The sequence below is a fragment of the Agrococcus casei LMG 22410 genome, assembly GCF_900163565.1.
GTDB classification, from domain to species: domain Bacteria; phylum Actinomycetota; class Actinomycetes; order Actinomycetales; family Microbacteriaceae; genus Agrococcus; species Agrococcus casei.
Map to the genome: position 1 here is coordinate 373,935 of NZ_FUHU01000026.1, position 15,600 is coordinate 389,534.

At 63.9% G+C, this 15,600-nt stretch carries 15 protein-coding genes and 3 tRNA genes; 10 read left to right on the forward strand and 8 right to left on the reverse strand.

Going from position 1 to position 15,600, the window contains the following annotated elements:
* Window positions 1–12: 12 nt before the first annotated feature.
* Together CZ674_RS06790 and CZ674_RS06795 are read right to left on the reverse strand one after the other, a co-directional pair.
* Entirely contained in the window at window positions 13–834 is an 822-nt protein-coding gene (locus CZ674_RS06790) for a MerR family transcriptional regulator (protein WP_086991759.1), read from the reverse strand.
* Entirely contained in the window at window positions 831–1,685 is an 855-nt protein-coding gene (locus tag CZ674_RS06795; RefSeq protein ID WP_086991760.1) for a hypothetical protein, read from the reverse strand. Before CZ674_RS06795 ends, CZ674_RS06790 begins: the two co-directional genes overlap by 4 nt.
* A gap of 107 nt (window positions 1,686–1,792) precedes the next feature.
* On the opposite strand from CZ674_RS06795, the gene CZ674_RS06800 reads away from it, so the two are divergent.
* Both CZ674_RS06800 and CZ674_RS06805 read left to right on the forward strand, forming a co-directional pair.
* Window positions 1,793–2,389, forward strand: coding sequence for a TetR/AcrR family transcriptional regulator (locus CZ674_RS06800; protein ID WP_159456919.1), 597 nt, complete (start codon window positions 1,793–1,795; stop codon window positions 2,387–2,389).
* Window positions 2,390–2,432: 43 nt separating this feature from the next.
* The gene (locus CZ674_RS06805; RefSeq protein WP_086991762.1) at window positions 2,433–2,837 is read left to right on the forward strand and encodes a hypothetical protein; all 405 of its coding nucleotides are present in this window, start codon (window positions 2,433–2,435) and stop codon (window positions 2,835–2,837) included.
* Between the two features lie 13 nt (window positions 2,838–2,850).
* Here the strand turns inward: CZ674_RS06805 and CZ674_RS06810 are convergent.
* Window positions 2,851–2,927: transfer RNA gene (locus tag CZ674_RS06810), tRNA-Val, on the reverse strand.
* An 82-nt stretch (window positions 2,928–3,009) separates the two neighbouring features.
* A tRNA-Val gene (locus CZ674_RS06815) sits at window positions 3,010–3,102 on the reverse strand.
* A 104-nt stretch (window positions 3,103–3,206) separates the two neighbouring features.
* On the opposite strand from CZ674_RS06815, the gene CZ674_RS06820 reads away from it, so the two are divergent.
* Window positions 3,207–4,130: a hypothetical protein gene (locus CZ674_RS06820; RefSeq protein ID WP_143244667.1), complete on the forward strand. Its 924-nt coding sequence runs from the start codon at window positions 3,207–3,209 to the stop codon at window positions 4,128–4,130.
* Here the strand turns inward: CZ674_RS06820 and CZ674_RS06825 are convergent.
* Complete coding sequence (locus CZ674_RS06825) at window positions 4,127–4,591, reverse strand: peroxiredoxin (protein WP_086991764.1); 465 nt, start codon at window positions 4,589–4,591, stop codon at window positions 4,127–4,129. The genes CZ674_RS06820 and CZ674_RS06825 overlap by 4 nt on opposite strands.
* 112 nt (window positions 4,592–4,703) lie before the next feature.
* On the opposite strand from CZ674_RS06825, the gene aceE reads away from it, so the two are divergent.
* The 6 genes from aceE to CZ674_RS06855 are packed head-to-tail and all read left to right on the forward strand — an operon-like array spanning window position 4,704 to window position 12,155.
* Window positions 4,704–7,424, forward strand: a complete 2,721-nt coding sequence (gene aceE / locus CZ674_RS06830; protein WP_086991765.1) for a pyruvate dehydrogenase (acetyl-transferring), homodimeric type — start codon at window positions 4,704–4,706, stop codon at window positions 7,422–7,424.
* Between the two features lie 4 nt (window positions 7,425–7,428).
* On the forward strand, window positions 7,429–8,595 hold the full coding sequence (locus CZ674_RS06835) for a PucR family transcriptional regulator (protein WP_086991799.1): 1,167 nt from the start codon (window positions 7,429–7,431) through the stop codon (window positions 8,593–8,595).
* A 60-nt stretch (window positions 8,596–8,655) separates the two neighbouring features.
* Window positions 8,656–9,576, forward strand: a complete 921-nt coding sequence (locus tag CZ674_RS06840; RefSeq protein WP_086991766.1) for an ACP S-malonyltransferase — start codon at window positions 8,656–8,658, stop codon at window positions 9,574–9,576.
* The gene (locus CZ674_RS06845; protein WP_086991767.1) at window positions 9,573–10,574 is read left to right on the forward strand and encodes a beta-ketoacyl-ACP synthase III; all 1,002 of its coding nucleotides are present in this window, start codon (window positions 9,573–9,575) and stop codon (window positions 10,572–10,574) included. The genes CZ674_RS06840 and CZ674_RS06845 overlap by 4 nt, the downstream gene beginning before the upstream one ends.
* Before the next feature lie 36 nt (window positions 10,575–10,610).
* On the forward strand, window positions 10,611–10,862 hold the full coding sequence (locus CZ674_RS06850; protein WP_086991768.1) for an acyl carrier protein: 252 nt from the start codon (window positions 10,611–10,613) through the stop codon (window positions 10,860–10,862).
* 54 nt (window positions 10,863–10,916) lie between these two features.
* A complete protein-coding gene (locus CZ674_RS06855; protein ID WP_086991769.1) occupies window positions 10,917–12,155 on the forward strand; it encodes a beta-ketoacyl-[acyl-carrier-protein] synthase family protein in 1,239 nt (412 codons plus the stop codon).
* A 20-nt stretch (window positions 12,156–12,175) separates the two neighbouring features.
* Here CZ674_RS06855 and CZ674_RS06860 read toward each other — a convergent pair whose 3' ends face one another.
* The gene (locus CZ674_RS06860) at window positions 12,176–12,655 is read right to left on the reverse strand and encodes a DUF3145 family protein (protein ID WP_234988470.1); all 480 of its coding nucleotides are present in this window, start codon (window positions 12,653–12,655) and stop codon (window positions 12,176–12,178) included.
* A gap of 89 nt (window positions 12,656–12,744) precedes the next feature.
* The gene (locus tag CZ674_RS06865; protein WP_159456920.1) at window positions 12,745–13,587 is read right to left on the reverse strand and encodes a DUF1684 domain-containing protein; all 843 of its coding nucleotides are present in this window, start codon (window positions 13,585–13,587) and stop codon (window positions 12,745–12,747) included.
* Between the two features lie 58 nt (window positions 13,588–13,645).
* Between CZ674_RS06865 and CZ674_RS06870 the strand changes: the two genes are divergently transcribed.
* Window positions 13,646–13,719 (forward strand) — tRNA-Ile (locus tag CZ674_RS06870).
* A 1,619-nt stretch (window positions 13,720–15,338) separates the two neighbouring features.
* On the opposite strand, the gene CZ674_RS06875 is transcribed toward CZ674_RS06870, so the two are convergent.
* Window positions 15,339–15,600, reverse strand: a 262-nt coding sequence (locus CZ674_RS06875) for an integrase core domain-containing protein (RefSeq protein ID WP_143244668.1), incomplete at its 5' end; no start/stop codon positions are given.

Consider the following 15,600-nt stretch of genomic DNA (forward strand, 5'->3'; position numbering starts at 1 on the left):
CGATCGGCAACGTCACTCGAAAGCTGGTTCGCTGCCGCCTTCGGCTGAGTCAGATCCGGCGCCCCATCGAGTCTCCATGGCGGCGAGGAAACGACTCCAGACTTGCTGCTGCGCAGGACTGAACGCGTCATCCTGCATCCCCTCGATCAGCCCCGCGATCGGTTTCGCTTCATCGAACGGCGTGATTCCCGTCGCCTCCGTGACCGTTTCGACGAAGCTCACCATCTGCCCGACGAGCCGTTCCGCACTCGCTTCATCGACGTGCGCCTGCGCTTCGAGCCGCTCAAACTCCGGATGCCAAGCGGCTATCCGCTCAGCGACTGCCTCACTCTGCAGCACGTCCTGAATCGAGGCAGCGGTGTCGGCATCGATGTCGCCGCTTGCGGTGACCAAGGTCCAGACGTCCTGATCGAACTGCTGGGTCACAGACGGGCCTTCCCCGCCGTTGAATCGTGCAGTCTGGGCGAAGCGCCTCCGCAGCTCGGCCATAACCTTGCGCTGTGCTTCGATGCGCTCGACTTCTGCCCTGAGCTCGCGATCGAGTTCGGCCAGGAGGCTGTCTTGGCTCTGGGTGCCCTGGTCGAGCAGTGTCCCGATCTTGCGCAAGGGCACTCCGCCTGCTGCAAGCTGTCGGATCCGCAGGACTCTCACGAGGTCGCGGGCGCTGTAGCGCCGGTAGCCGTTCGAGTCGCGGGGCACCTCTGACAGCAGCCCGATCTGGTGGTAGTGACGCAAGGCGCGTGGAGTCGTGCCTGCGAACTCGGCCACGTCGTGGCTGCGCAGCACCGCGTCACCGTCGATTGCGGCATCCGCTGCGATGCTCTCGTCGCTCATCTCGTCACCTCGTCAGAAAGCGGCCGAACTGCCTGCAGAAACGAATCCAAGTCGTCGACATGCAGCAGCACTTCTGTCGCATGAAAGTCATCGGGCAGCGCTTTCTTTGACACTGGCGCTGCAGCAGCGACGGGTTCAGCAAACGTGATGATCACGTTCGTGCTCTGGAACTGGCTGAGAATCAGGCTCTCGCCCTCGATCTGCGGCTGCGTGTGCTTGTGGTTGGCATGGGGCGCCACCGATGCGATGCGGGTCAGCGGCGCCGAGAGCACGGTTCGATGCCCCCACCGCAGATGCAGGGTCTCGTCGGCGACGAAGTGCGGGTGCACCACGCAGGTCGCGATGAGCCCCAGGAGGAAGAGCACGCCCCAGATGGCGAGCACCAGCAGCACGACCTGCAGCCAGACCCACGGCACAAGAATGTGCACGATCACCAGTTCGACCACGCTCAGCACGATCATCACCGTTGGGAATGCCATGGAGCCTCTGGTGTAGCCGAACCATTGGGATCCTCGTGGAACCTGTCGCTTGCGCAGCACGGCCAGGATGAGACTGCAGAATGCCCTGAGCTCAGCGACAGCGGGACGCAGCAGCGGCTCTTCGACTTCGAGCCGGTCGAGCAATCCTGCCCGTGGCGCATCGGCTGAGCGTCTGAGCCGCCGGAACCGCAACACGGTGATCGCAAGCAAGACGAGCAGCAGCGGCACCTCGATGATCAGGAACAGGCGCAAAGCCATGACACCGGTGAGCACTCCAGCAAGGTTGAGCACCAGCAGCGTGGCGACAACGACGACAGTGAGGGCGGCGTGCGCGCGATGTGCTGTTCTCAGCCGCGTGCGTCTGGACGTCATGCTTCCAGTTTCAACTATGACGCAGCGTCGCAGTCAAGTCCTGCCGGCACTGACTCGAACAGCACCCGGCCATGCCATCGGAAACTTTCATGTGGAAAGATGCCTCTATGGCTGCAGCGGGAACAAAGGATGCGTACCACCACGGCGATCTGCGTCGGGCCGCCTTGGACAGTGCGCAAGAACGCATCGACGCCGGGGGCGCGGGTTCTGTCACGATCCGCGGCATCGCCGCTGAGCTGGGAGTGACGCATACGGCAATCGGCCACGTCTTCGGCTCACGGAATGGCCTGCTCACGGCTCTGGCGATCGAGGGATACATCGAACTTGCCGATCGCCTGAGTGCGGCGCAGACGGAGGGATTGCTCCAGGTGGGCCTCGCCTACGTTCGCTTCGGCGTCGAACGCCCTGCGCATTTTGTCGTGATGTTCGATACGGACCTCATCGAACAGACGGAGGAGTTCCAGGAAGCGAGCGGACGCACATGGGCGATTCTGCAAGCCGGTGTTCGTGGGCTCGAGTCGCCCGAAGCGATGCGCGCCGCATCATCGGCCACGGTCGCCGCCTGGAGTCTCATGCACGGCATAGTCACCCTGCACAACAGCGGCGCTCTCTCGCGTGCCGGCGTGACCGATCATGCTGACCACGAAAACATCCTGGCGATCGCCGAGCAAGCCGAAGCGATGCTCTTCGGGAGCAAGTCATGAAACACCTGCAGTCCCATTTCCATCCACCGCGAAAGGCTGAATCATGCCCACCAGCACTCTTCTGATCTGCGGCATCGTACTGCTCACCGTTGTTGCCATCGCCTATGGCGGCACGTTCCTCCTTCGAGTCCGGGCAGGAGATGTCGCCACCAACGAACTGCAGCGTGCATCGTTCCGGGCAGGTCACGCACACGCGGGCGTTCTCGTGATCCTCGGCCTCGTGGTGCAGATTCTCACCGCTCAGCCCGGGGTGCCCGCGTGGTCGGCGACGATCGGCTCGGGCGTGCTGTGGGCTGCGATCGTGATGCCGGCAGGCTTCTTCCTGTCGGTCATCGGCAAGGACCCCCAGAAGCGCAACGCATGGCGATACGCCATCGGTGCCGGAGGCATCCTGCTCACGATCGGAGTCGTCGGCGCAGGCATTGGCCTCATCTCCGCCGGACTCTGAAACAGCGACCGAATGGTGGGCCCAGAGAGACTCGAACTCCCGACATCCACGGTGTAAACGTGGCGCTCTAACCAACTGAGCTATAGGCCCGACAGAAACACCATCGTACACACGAAATTCGGCACGAGAGACTCGATCGCTCCACGCCAGCCAATGGCGGTCGCTCCACGACCGGCGCCGAGTCGGACGCGATGCGTCCTCAGTCGGCACCGCCCAGACATCCACGGTGTAAACGTGGCGCTCTAACCAACTGAGCTATAGGCCCGACAGAAACACCATCGTACACACAATCAGCACAAACAAGACGCACTCAGGATGCGTGCAGACGACAGCCAACTCCCTTCCAGTCCGCACTCATACACTGACCTCATGCGCCACCTCTCTCGCACCCTCGCAGCCGCAGCCGCCGCAGTCACTGTGCTCACCGCATCCGGCTGCGCCCTCTTCGGAGTGCCGACTGAAGACAGCTTCCCCGACGACTACGAGCAGGCACTCGTCGACACCCTCGATGCATCCGAGATCGTCGTGCAGCACGACGCCGCTGTCGACGGGTGGGAGCGCGCGAGCAACATCCCGCCGCGCGACGCCCAAGTCGAGATCACCCCTCGCGCGTCAGAAGACGGAGCCGCTGCACTGCTCGACGAGCTGCTCGACGTTGCGGCCACGCACAGCCAGCCGCTTCCGTCGCTGATGTTCGACATTCCCGATCTCGGCGTCAGCTTCACCTTCGCAGGCGACTTCGAGGCCACTGATGCGCACGACGCGCTGAGCGTGGCGTTCACCGACGGGTGGGGGCGCGTGAGTGCATTCGGCGGCGACGACGGCATGAGCACCTCCCTGTTCGGCGGCGCAGACACGGTCGACGACGCGAAGGCCCTGCTCGCGGCAGACCTGCCGGCATCGGTCACCGCAGATGTGAACTACTCGAGCATCGTGGTCGGAGAGCTCACCTCGGCAAGCAACATCACTGCACAGGAGTCGCTGGTGCTGCAGGCCGCGATCGACGTGGCGGCCGCGCTCGAGGGAATGAATGAGCAGCTGCCCACTGCCGACGGCTCGGCCGCCTTCGAGGTCAACAGCTCAGTGCATGCAGACTCCGGCGAACTCGTGCACGTCTCAGTCGAAGTCCGCGCAGACGGCCTCAACGACGCCGAGTCAGAAGACCGCCCGGCGATCGCCGAGGAGATGGGCTACACCGACTTCTGCCACGACGTCGAAGCCGCCGCAGTCGAGGGCGCCGGCGAGACGGAGCTGTCGTTCCGGTGCGTCGCGACGCACGTCGACATCGACTAAGAGCGGATGCGCTCCAGAGCTTCGCGATACCGGGCCAGATCGCGTGACTCACCGGGTGACGTCTCGAATGCGTCGCGAACGACGCCGTCCTGGTCGATCAGCACCGTGGCACGCGTGGCAACGCCCTTGTCGTCGAGGAATACCCCGTAGGACTGCGACACCGCGCCGTGCGGCCAGAAGTCGCTCAGCAGCGTGAAGTCGAAGCCCTCCTGCTCGGCGAATGCCCCGAGCGAGCCCGCGTGGTCGCACGAGACGGCAAGCAGCTCGACGTCGTCATCCGTGAACATCGAGAAGTTGTCGCGCAATTCGCACAGCTCGCCAGTGCAGCGACCCGTGAAGGCAGCTGGGTAGAAGACCAGCGTCACGTTCTTCTTGCCTCTGTAGTCGCTCAGCGACACGGATTCGCCCGTGTGCGACGTGAGCGTGAACTCGGGAGCCTGGCTGCCGACTGCAATGGTCATGAGCGATTTCCTTTCGGGACTTGCGCGACTTGCTGGCGCAGTAGAGTGGAATGGACATCAGAGTATCGTCCGATCGACGGTGCCCTCAGGAGCCTAGGCAGGAGTGTGACCGGTGGCTGTCCACGATCAGAACCCGTACTCATCCAACAACGTGGATGCAGATCCAGAAGAGACAGCGGAATGGCAGGAGTCGCTCTCGGCTCTCGTCGACGCTCACGGCACCCAGCGAGGTCGCGAGATCATGCTCTCGCTGCTGCAGGAGTCGAAGAAGCTGCAGCTCGGCGTGCCCATGGTTCCGACCACGGACTACATCAACACGATTGCTCCCGAAGATGAGCCCGAGTTCCCCGGTGACGAGGCGCTGGAGCGCACGTTCCGCCGCTGGATCCGCTGGAACGCCGCCGTGACCGTGCACCGCGCACAGCACCCCGACATCGCAGTCGGCGGACACATCTCTTCGTACGCATCGAGCGCATCCCTCTATGAAGTGGGCCACAACCACTTCTTCAAGGGCCAGGATCACCCCGACGGGGGCGACCAGATCTTCTACCAGGGCCACGCCTCCCCCGGCATGTACGGCCGTGCCTTCCTCGAGGGCCGCCTGACCGAAGACAACCTCGACGCATTCCGCCAGGAGAAGTCCAAGGCTCCGAATGGGCTCCCCAGCTACCCGCACCCGCGCCTCATGCCCGAGTTCTGGCAGTTCCCGACGGTCTCGATGGGCCTCGGCCCGCAGAACGCCATCTACCAGGCGATGACGAACAAGTACATCTCGAACCGCGGCATCAAAGACACCAACGACTCACATGTCTGGGCCTTCCTCGGCGACGGCGAGATGGACGAAGTCGAGTCGCGCGGCGCTCTGCAGCTGGCCGCCAATGAGAACCTCGACAACCTGACGTTCGTCGTCAACTGCAACCTGCAGCGTCTCGACGGCCCCGTGCGAGGCAACGGCAAGATCATCCAGGAGCTCGAGTCGTTCTTCCGAGGCGCCGGCTGGAACGTCATCAAGGTCGTGTGGGGTCGCGAGTGGGATCACCTGCTTGCTGACGACCACGACGGCTCGCTCGTGCGCCTCATGAATGAGACGCCTGACGGCGACTACCAGACGTACAAGGCCGAGTCAGGCCTGTTCGTTCGCGAGCATTTCTTCGGACGCCACGAGCGCACAAGCGAGATGGTCAAGCACCTCAGCGACGACGAGGTCTGGAACCTCAAGCGCGGCGGCCACGACTACAAGAAGATCTACGCCGCCTACAAGGCAGCCACCGAGCACAAGGGTCAGCCCACCGTGATCCTCGCGAAAACAGTCAAGGGCTACGGCCTCGGCAAGAACTTCGAGGGCCGCAATGCGACCCACCAGATGAAAAAGCTCACGCTCGACGACCTCAAGAGCTTCCGCGACTACCTCGACCTGCCGATCACCAACGCGCAGCTCGAAGAAGACCCGTACAAGCCGCCGTACTTCCGCCCCGACGAGAACGACGAGGTGCTGAAGTACATGCACGACCGTCGACAGAAGCTCGGCGGATACCTTCCCGAGCGCCGCACCAAGGCAACAGAGCTGACGCTGCCTGCTGACAAGACCTTCGATCTGCCGAAGAAGGGCTCCGGCAAGCAGGAAGTCGCCACGACGATGGCCTTCGTGCGCCTGCTCAAGGATCTGCTGCGCGAGAAGGGCTTCGGCGAGCGCATCGTTCCGATCGTTCCCGACGAGGCACGCACGTTCGGCATGGACGCGTTCTTCCCGAGCGCGAAGATCTACAACCCGCACGGGCAGAACTACACCTCGGTCGACCGCGACCTGCTGCTGAAGTACCGCGAGGCGCCAGACGGCCAGATCGTGCACGTCGGCATCAACGAGGCCGGCGCCATGTCGGCGTTCATCGCCGCCGGAACGTCGTACTCGACACACGGCGAGCCGCTGATCCCGATCTACGTGTTCTACTCGATGTTCGGATTCCAGCGCACGGGCGACCACATGTGGGCCGCTGCCGACCAGATGACTCGCGGATTCCTCGTCGGCGCAACCGCCGGACGCACCACCCTCACGGGTGAGGGCCTCCAGCACGCCGACGGCCACTCGCCGCTGCTCGCATCCACGAACCCGGCTGTCGTCACGTACGACCCCGCCTACGGCTACGAGATCGCGCACATCGTGCAGGACGGCCTGCGCCGCATGTACGGCGAAGACCCCGAGAACATCTACTACTACCTGACGGTCTACAACGAGCCGATGCGCCAGCCCGCAGAGCCCGACGACGTCGACGTAGAGGGAATCCTCAAGGGCATCCACCGCGTCTCGTCCAGCGACCACCACGACACGAAGGTGCAGCTGCTCGCTTCGGGCGTCGGCCTCCCCTGGGCTCTCGAGGCCCAGGAGCTGCTCGGCACCGACTGGGGCATCTCGGCTGACGTCTGGTCAGTCACCTCGTGGAATGAGCTCCGTCGCGAGGCGCTGAAGGCCGACCAGCACAACTTCCTGCACCCGCAGGAGCCTGCGCAGGTCGCGTACATCACCCAGAAGCTGGGCGACTCCGAGGGTCCGTTCATCGCGAGCACCGACTACACGCACGCGGTTCCCGCCCAGATCCGCCAGTGGGTCCCGGGCGACTACTACACGCTCGGCGCCGACGACTTCGGATTCAGCGACACCCGTGCCGCAGCGCGTCGATTCTTCAACATCGACTCGCACTCCATGGTCGTCCGCGCACTCGAGGCGCTGGCACGGCAGGGCAAGATCCCCCTCGGCAAGGTGCAGGAGGCAATCGACAAGTACAGCCTCCACGACCCGAACGCCGGGCGATCGGGCACCGCCGGCGGAGACGCATAGCGCGATCGTGCACAAGAAGGCACAACAGCTCAGCTGGCTCCGACGCACCGCTGCGGAACTCTCCGCAGCGGTGCTGAAAGAGCTGAACAGCTCGCTGCCCTGGTATCGCAAGATGCCGGCGACGCGAAAGGCCGCAGTCGAGAGCGTTGCCCAGCAGGGCGTCGCGTCGTTCATCGAGTGGCACGAAGACCCGACGGCGCAGCCGTGGATCGCGGCCGACGTGTTCGCCTCGGCTCCCCGCGAGCTGATGCGATCGATCAGCCTGCAGCAGACCCTGCAGATCGTCAGAGCCGTCGTGAATGTCTTCGACAACCGCATTGCCGGGCAAGACCCCAGCATGACCGAGCCGATCCTGCGGTACTCCCGTGACGTCGCGTTCGCAGCTGCAGACGTGTACGCCCGCGCAGCCGAGTCTCGCGGGCTCTGGGACGCCAGGCTCGAGGCACTCGTCGTCGACTCGATCCTCACGGGCGAGCACGACAGCGAACTGCCCTCACGCGCAGCCGCGCTCGGATGGCAGACCGACAGCGACTGCATGGTCATCGTCGGAGCCGCTCCCCGCCAGCTCGACGTCGACATGATCCGGCGGGCTGCTCGCCGAGCCGGAGCAGATGTACTGATCGGCCAGCATGCATCACGCCTCATCGTGGTCGCAGGCGAGCGTGCAGGCGGCGCAGAGACCGACGGCACATCGCTCGACTTCGCAGAGCTCACCGACAAGCTCGACGAGCACTTCGGCGAGGGTGCGGTCGTGTACGGACCAACGGTCTCGTCAGTCCAGGATGCGTCGCGCAGCGCAAAAGCGGCCCTTGCGGGTCTCGCCGTGTCCAAGGCGTGGCGAAGCGCACCCCGCCCTGTCGGAGCCGACGACCTGCTCCCAGAGCGCGCACTTGCAGGAGACTCGCTCGCGAAGGCGACGCTGGTCAGCCGCATCTACCGACCGCTGGCCGACCACTCGACCGACCTCACGAACACGCTGTGGGCGTATCTCGACAACGGCCGCTCACTCGAGTCCACCGCGCGCGGCCTTGGCGTGCATCCGAACACCGTCCGCTACAGGCTCAAGCGCATCGCAGACATCATCGGGTTCGACGCGACCGACGCTCGGCAGGCCCTCATTCTGCACACCGCACTCATACTCGGCGTCATGCGCCGCGACAAGCAGAAGTGATCGAAGATCACACCGGGTCGAATCCCCGCTTGCGCATGGAGACCCTGAAAGGATGAACACGTGATTCTCATTGCCGCCCCTGGACAGGGCTCTCAGACGCCGGGCTTCCTCGCACCGTGGCTCGAACTCGACGGCGTTCGCGAGACCCTCGGCGAGCTCGGCGAAGCAGCCGGCATCGATCTGATCGAACACGGCACGAACTCCGACGCCGAGACGATCAAAGACACTCGCGTGGCGCAACCGCTCATCGTCGCGGCTGGCATCGTCGCCTACGACGCACTCGTGCAGCAGGCCCAGCAGTTCGGCAAGGCCACCGCCGGGCACTCTGTCGGCGAGCTCACCGCCATGTATGTGGCGGGCATCCTGTCGCGTGAAGACGCCATGAAGCTCGTCGGCATCCGCGGCCGAGCGATGGCTGAGGCTGCTGCTCTCACGCCCACTGGCATGGCAGCGGTCATCGGAGCCGATCCGGAAGAGCTCGAGGCAAAGCTTGAAGAGCTCGGACTCAGTGCCGCGAACTACAACGGCGGAGGCCAGATCGTCGTCGCCGGCGACCGCGAGGCCCTCGAGAGCTTCGCTGCGGACGCCCCCGCAAAGTCGCGCGTCATCGCGCTGCAGACGGCAGGCGCATTCCACACGCACTTCATGGAGCCTGCAGTCGACGCCCTGCGCGAGGCGGCGGGCGAGCTCGATGTCGACAACCCGCAGATTCCGATCTACAGCAACCACCACGGCGCCAAGGTAGAGACCGGTCACGAGTTCGTCGACCTCGTCGTCGGCCAGGTCGCATCGCCCGTCCGCTGGGACAAGTCGATGGAGACATTCGTCGAAGACGGCATCACAGGCATGATCGAACTCGCACCCGCCGGCGCTCTCACGGGCCTGGCGAAGCGCGGCATGCGCGGCACACCGGTGGCCGCACTCAAGACACCGGACGATCTGCAGGCGGCTGCAGATCTTCTGCAGGGAGACACCGAATGAGCACAGCACTGAAGAACACCGCACACCGCGAAGGCAGCCGCATCCTCGCGTTCGGAGCGGCTCGCGGCGACGTCGACGTCGTGAACGACGACCTCGTCGGCCCGATCGACTCCTCTGACGAGTGGATCCGCCAGCGCACGGGCATCACGTCTCGCAAGCGCGCCTCCAAGGAGCTGACGATCGACATGCTCGCCGAGACGGCTGGCCGCGAAGCGCTCGAGAAGGCCGGCATCGACGGCTCTCAGCTCGGCGCAATCATCATCTCGACCATCTCGAACCCCGTGCAGACGCCCTCCCTGGCCTCGCTCGTGGGCGAGCGCCTCGGAGCACACCTCGTGCCGGCCTTCGACATCAGTGCGGCCTGTGCCGGCTACACCTACGGCATCGCACAGGCGGATGCGCTGATCCGGTCGGGTGCCGCAGAGTACGTTCTCGTGATCGGTGCCGAGAAGCTCTCTGAGGTCATCGACCCCACCGACCGCTCGATCAGCTTCCTCCTCGGAGACGGTGCTGGAGCCGCAGTCATGGGCGCATCCGACGAGGTCGGCGTCAGCGAGAGCGTCTGGGGCTCAGACGGCTCGAAGTGGGACGTCATCCACATGACCAACTCGCTCTACGACATGCGCGACAACGGAGCACCGTGGCCGACGCTGCGCCAGGAGGGCCCCACGGTGTTCCGCTGGGCCGTCTGGGAGATGGCGAAGGTTGCCCGAGAGGCACTCGAGAAGGCCGGAATCGGCCCCCAAGACCTGGCCGCATTCGTGCCGCACCAGGCGAACATGCGCATCATCGACGAGTTCGCGAAGCAGCTCAAGCTGCCCGACTCGGTCGTGATCGCCCGCGACATCGAGACGACCGGCAACACGTCGGCCGCCTCAATACCCCTTGCGACCCATCAGCTGCTCGAAGACCACCCCGAACTCTCGGGCGGCCTCTCGCTGCAGATCGGATTCGGCGCAGGGCTTGTCTATGGCGCACAAGTTATCCGCTTGCCCTAGGCTTTCATTCTGTCTACCAACACCAAAGGAGATTCCATGGCACTCACCCAGGAAGAGGTCCTCGCAGGCCTCGCAGAACTCGTCAACGATGAGACCGGCATCGCGACTGAGTCGGTGCAGCTCGAGAAGTCGTTCACTGACGACCTCGACATCGACTCGATCTCGATGATGACCATCGTCGTCAACGCTGAAGAGCGCTTCGACGTCAAGATCCCCGACGACGAGGTCAAGAACCTCAAGACCGTCAAGAACGCAGTCGACTACATCGTTGGTGCACAGACTCAGTAGCGACCTCGAGTGCACGGTCTGACTGACCGTGCACTCGCAATCACCAGGAGCAACATGGCTGAGAAAATCGTCATCACCGGCATCGGCGCCTCATCGCCGCTCGGCGGCACAGCGCCCGAATCGTGGGAGGGCCTCCTCCGCGGCGACTCCGGCACGCATCGCCTCGAGCACGACTGGATCGACGAGCTCGACCTCACGGTCAAGTTCGCTGCCGAGGCCAAGGTCCGCCCGAGCGAAGTGCTCGAGCGCCCCAAGGCGAAGCGTCTTGACATCGCCAGCCAGTTCGCTGTCGTCTCGGCCATCGAGGCCTGGGCCGACGCAGGCTCCCCCGACGTCGCGCCCGAGCGCCTCGGCGTCGACTACGCAACCGGCATCGGCGGCGTCTGGACTCTGCTCGACGCATGGGACACCCTGCGCGAGAAGGGCGAGCGCCGTGTCATGCCGATGACCGTGCCGATGCTGATGCCCAACGCGGCAGCAGCAGCGATCTCGATGCACTTCGAGGCACGCGCCTTCGCACACACCGTGGCGTCGGCCTGCGCATCGAGCACCGAGTCGCTCGCGAATGGCTTCGAGCACCTCCGTGCCGGTCTGGCCGATGTCGTCATCGCCGGCGGTGCTGAATCAGCCATCCACCCCATCACCATCGCGTCGTTCAACTCGATGCAGGCGCTCTCGCGCCGCAATGACTCCCCCGAGACCGCTTCGCGACCCTATTCGGTCGACCGCGACGGCTTCGTCATGGGCGAGGGTGCGGCCAGCCTCGTGCTCGAGACCGAGTCGCACGCACGTGCGCGCGGCGCAAAGATCTATGCAGAGGTCGCCGGAGCCGGCGTCACTGCAGACTCGTACCACATCACCGCCAACGACCCCGAGGGTCGCGGCGCCATCCGCGCTGTCGAGCTCGCGCTGGCGCAGGCTGGCGCATCCGCCGACGACGTGACGCACATCAACGCGCACGCCACGAGCACACCGGTCGGCGACATCGCCGAGTACACAGCGCTGCACAAGGTGTTCGGCGATCGCGTGCACGAGATCCCCGTCTCTGCCACGAAGTCGCAGACCGGTCACCTGCTGGGCGGAACAGGCGCCCTCGAGGCGATGTTCACCGCGCTTGCAGTCATGAACCGAACCGCGCCTCCGACGATCAACGTGGTCGACCAGGATCCCGCGATTCCGCTGCGCATCTCAGCTCAGCCGATCGCGCTCGACAACGGTCCGCAGGTTGCGATCTCGAACTCGTTCGGCTTCGGCGGACACAACGCCGTCGTCGCGCTGCGCAACATGAACTGACGCTCAGCGCGTCACGTGGCTCAGACCGCGCGGTCCATCCAGATCGTGCGAGAGAGGTCCTGTGCGTGCCGCAGGGGCTCGAGCTCGGTGTCCCACGGAACTCCAAGCAGTCGGCCGAACTCTGACGCCAGGCCGTCTGCGTCGCCGGCGTGCTTGGCGAACGCGAGGTGGATGCGGTGCTCGTCGACGACGATGCTGCCGCCCCTGTCTGTCGTGCCTGTGAACAGGCCGAGCTCGGGTGTCGCCATGTAGTGCACGCTGAGGCCGTCGTTCGACGACTCAGTGACTTCGAACGGGATCTCCCACTCACGCAGCGCACTCGCAAGGATCGCACCGGTTCCGACCGAGCCGTCCCAGGCGCTGGTCGCGCGGAAGGAACCCGCCTGTGCAGGCTGTGCCTCCCACTCGAAGGAGAACCCGGATGCGGCGCCGAGGGCACGACCGACTGCCCACTCGAGGTGCAGCTGCAGGGCTCGCTGGGCGGCATGGATAGTCACCATGCCATGAGCATGGTGTGCATTTGTGGCATTGAGTGCCATGGTCGCTCCTCTCGATTCGACTTCCCCATCGATCGAAAGAGCTACCTTGATTATGCCCCGTCAGAGGCGCTTTCAGCAAACATCGGCTTCTTCTCGCCAGCTGTCACAGCAAACGGGAAGCGATTGGATGCCGGCGGAAGCGGGCAGTTGAACTGGTCTGAGAACGAGCAGGGAGGCACGACTGCCCGGTTGAAGTCGAGCTCGACCGAGCCGTCGGCGGCGGGTCGTGCGTAGAGGAAGCGCCCCACACCGTAGGTCTCGCTGCCTGTCGTGGCGTCGGCGAAGACGATCTGCAGAGTGTCGCCGTCGGGAAGCGCCAGCAACTCGAACTGCTGGCCCTCGTGCTCGAAGCGCACGACGCCGGGTGTCACGGCGCTGTCGGTGCGATCGCCCTGCGAGCGGCCGTGCTCGAATGCGACTCCCCCGTCGACCTGTTCGTAGGTGCCGGTGAGCTGCCATTCAGCATCGAAGTCGAAGGCGGCGATCTCGGTGAAGCCGAGGTGCTCTGCACGCTCGGCGTCCCAGACGCGAAGTGCGTACTCGGTCTCGCCGGGCTTGCCGACGACGCTGCTGTCGATCACGAAAGCCGTGCGACCATCCGCGAAATGCACGCTCGAAGGGGCCATCGACGCTCGGCTCGCGACCTCTACGGTGCCATCGACTTCTCGTCCGTCGACGATGATGCCGTCGGCTGCTGCTGCGGTGACTGTGAGGCCGCCATTCGTCTCTGACTGAGCCCAGACGCCGGGCACGCCGTCGATCTGCTGCGACTCGAGCACCCAGTGGGTGAGGGCGAGCGCAAGCGGCCCCTGCGGCCCTCTCACGCTGTCGTCACGACGTGCGCGGAATGCTGTGAACTTCTGAACTGCTTCTTCTGTGGGCGCTTCGGGCATGATCGACATCATATGCCACGGCCTTCAGATAAGATTGCAAAGTTGCCGAGTGCGACACGGGGCGTTAGCTCAGCTGGTTAGAGCAGAGGACTCATAATCCTTGGGTCGCGGGTTCAAGTCCCGCACGCCCCACCGAGAACCCTTGAAAACACTGACAAGTAGCCGATGCGCCAGAGTGGTCGACAACCAAAAACGTCCCAACTACTGTCCCAACTCGACTTGTCCACAGATCCGAGTTGCATGGAGCGCACTGAATCTGCTAAGCGCGCAGAAAGTGTCCATGAAGGCAGATTCGCCGCAGACATGTGGTGCATGACCCAGACATCGCTCACTGCCATCCGCGACCGCATCGACATCACGACACTGCCTCCCGGAGTACTGCTCACCGAAGAGGAGCTGGCAGACATCCTCATCATCTCCGCCAAGCGAGATCGGAAGAGGCCGCTTGGCAGTCGGTTGGCGCTACGCGACTCCCCTGGCCCGCGTCGTAAGCCCAGTTTCATTAGGTGCGTTGGTGAAGCACCCATAACCCGGGAAAACGCGTCAGGCTCGTGGGGGAATAGATAGAGACGGAGGTGAACGCGCGGCGCCGAAGTCCCAGGCAAAAACAAACCCCAATCGCGCCAACGATTGGGGGGAGTTTCGCCTGTGCCGAGTGGCTGGCTTGGGAAGCATGATCTCCCGTAGGTACAACTACCGGAAGTCTATGTCGCTCCTGCGAAACTCGCAAGCTCACTGAGCGATCGAGAGCACCAGAGGCACATACCAAGTTGGCCCCTCCCTTGTCGGCCGCGTCTCGACAAGTGAACGGAGGGCCAAGTGAGTGATAAGAAAACTCGAAAAGGTCGCTCAGAGCTTTGGGGATGGGTGAGACATACGGCATGTATGTCGTAGTCAAGCTGGTCTTCATGGCGGTTGACGCGGGGGCCTAATAGGCCAGAGCCCTCCCCAATTTTGGGGAGGGCTCTCTCGCGTTTGTAGCCCTACCGCCGCTTGGTTCTGGGGTCTTACTCGGGCGTATCGAGGCCGATTAGGCGCGCGCGCTTCCTCCATCGGTCGTTTGCACGTCGATGGTGCCACCGTCGACCACGGTGATCACTTGTGCGCTCTCAGCGGGCAGCAGCCCGTCGTCGAGAGGGCTTGTTTCGGTGCAGCTCAGAAGGACACGAGCCGAAGCGCTGAAGGTTGCGAATAACTCAATTACCCTTGAACACCCGCTATGAAAGCTCTATGATCAAGCAGTGAAGGCACTATCAATGACGAAAGCCGGAGAAATGAAATCCAGAAGTAGGAAACGAATTCTGTTGGCGGGGCTGCTAGCAAGCGCTCTCGCATTTGTAGCTACTCCCGCATTTGCTGGGACGACCTACAGCTCATTCAATACGACTATACCCAACCTACAGCAGCCCCGATTCGTGGGCTCTCAGGCCAAAGTCCAATCTAACGTTTCTGGCAACGTCACGATTTATTCGGTGGGTTCTGACTACACAGTGAACGTCCGCATGCGCCAGACGGGCACGCTGAACTACGGGACTGAAGTGTACGGACTCGGGGATGGTGCGAGTTCAGGATTGCCGAACTCATTCAGCGCGGGGACAAACACAGGTGTTTCTATTGTGAATAGCACCTGGGCCCTGGTGTCTGTTTCCGTGAGCGGTGCATACCGGACGATGTGAGAGCTCTTTGGCTACCAAAATTGCGAGTAGGGGCCGCTGGGCTGTGTCAAGTTTTGTAGACGGTCTCTTTGTGGATCAGGCCGCGGTTGCGGTCTGAATGTCGTGGTCGGATCGCGCTTCGGCGGGGGTGCGGTAGCCGAGGCTTGAGTGGAGTCGCTGCCGGTTGTAGAACACCTCGATGTACTGCATCACGTGGAAGCGTGCGTGGCGTCTCGTGGCGAATCGCTGCCGGTAGTACATCTCGTTCTTGAGCATCGAGAACCACGACTCGGCGACTGCGTTGTCGTGGCACGATCCGGTGCGCCCCACCGACAGGCGCACGCCCAGCTCCTTCGCG